General features: G+C 67.0%; 2 protein-coding genes. Both read right to left on the bottom strand.

What is annotated here, in order from left to right:
- Positions 1-366: 366 nt before the first annotated feature.
- A complete protein-coding gene (locus MJ797_RS26850; RefSeq protein ID WP_239342557.1) occupies positions 367-753 on the bottom strand; it encodes a hypothetical protein in 387 nt (128 codons plus the stop codon).
- A gap of 15 nt (positions 754-768) precedes the next feature.
- Positions 769-1,293 (bottom strand): hypothetical protein, encoded by a 525-nt coding sequence (locus MJ797_RS26855; RefSeq protein WP_239342559.1) that lies wholly within the window; start codon positions 1,291-1,293, stop codon positions 769-771.
- Between the last annotated feature and the right edge of the window lie 227 nt (positions 1,294-1,520).

The raw sequence follows: 1,520 nt of genomic DNA on the forward strand, positions 1-1,520 counted from the left end.
CTCAGTTACCGGACTCGAAGAAACGCATCTGCACAGCTCGGAACGCGTGTAACCGTCCAGCTACATAGTTCCTCCCTGGCATGATATAAGAATTATATATTTCTTTGCCCGCTCCCCGGCCGTGGCTAGGAGGGCGTGGAGGTAGTCGAGGGTGTAGCTGCGGTGGAGTCGGCGGGGTTCGCGGGCCCAGCCGTGGACTTCGTCCCAGAGGATCTCCAGGGCCTGTTCGCCGTGGTCGGCGAGGAGGAGGTCGAGGTCCAGGTAGCTGCGGGGTACGTCGGCGTACGCGCCGTGACGGACGTAGAGGGTCTTGGACAGCTTCCCGCCGGTGCGGTCGACGACCAGCGGCGTGAACAGCGAGATCGGCTAGGTGGTGTGCGGGACGCCGAGCGCGGACAGGGCAGGGGCGAGGACGTGGGCGTGCCAGGCGCCGCCCCAGTCTGCGCCGTCGATGGAGACCGAGCACGCGTCGTACAGGTCGCGTTCGCGGGCGAGCAGGTAGCCCTTTTGGATGCTGCGGACCGGGGTGTTGGCGTCGTACCAGCCGTCGCTGCCGGCGATGTGGACGGTTTCGCGGTAGCGGTTGTGGGTGGGGCAGGCACTGTCGAGATGAACCTGGTCCCGGCCGGCGTGGATGATCAGGGTGCGGGCGGATTTTTCCATTCCTGGGTCGCGTGGCGCGCCAACCGAGCCGCTCGCAACGGGGACACCGGCCGCCCACCAGCCCTCGCCACGTCCCCCCGCCCACTGCACGACCGCGCCGCCGGACTACCCGCCCGTGACCGCGTGGTCGACAGTCAGCTGCCGGACGAGCCCGGTGGCGACCAGCCCATCGCACACGCGCAGCCACCCGGGGTTGCGCGCTACCCGAATGTAACCCTGCGGGGGATGGAATGTCCCGAGTTCCGCCTTCAACGCCACTGCGTCGAGCCCGCCGTACTCCCGCACCCGCCGGATCGGCATGGCGAAGGCCCGCGGCAGATCCTCCACGTACGCGAGCACCGACGCCCCATTCCCCGGTCGTGCCTGCTCAGCCAACTCCGCGATCGCCGCTGGAACGTCAACCACGGCCGCATCGAGTTCGATCACCGCGGCCAGCCGTGACACCGGCGCGGTCAGATACACAAACCACTCAACCGGCTGACCCTCGAGGAAACGGCGCCGAAACTCGTGTCGCTTCAGGCCGGCCCAGATCAGCTCGTAGTATTCGGAATTCAGCGACATGACGATACGTTCGGGGCGCCGTTCCACGTCACTGTCCACGAGACTGCGCTGCACCGACGTCTCCGCCACAGACCCTCCACTCCGCGATTCTCGTGATGACGGTCGCACTGTACGGTAGGGCGAAACCTGTAGAGACATGGCCCGGCCTGTGCGTCGGACCCGTCCGCGCTCCTCACCCACGACCCACGCATTGAGCGCCACGGCGTCTGAGCCGGCCGGACGATCCCGACCAACGTCGCGAAGCCGCGCCCAAGGGGGCTATCAGAAGATCTTCCGGTAACTACCAAAACGGGGCC

Source organism: Protofrankia sp. CiP3 (assembly GCF_917627345.1).
Classification (GTDB): domain Bacteria; phylum Actinomycetota; class Actinomycetes; order Frankiales; family Frankiaceae; genus Protofrankia.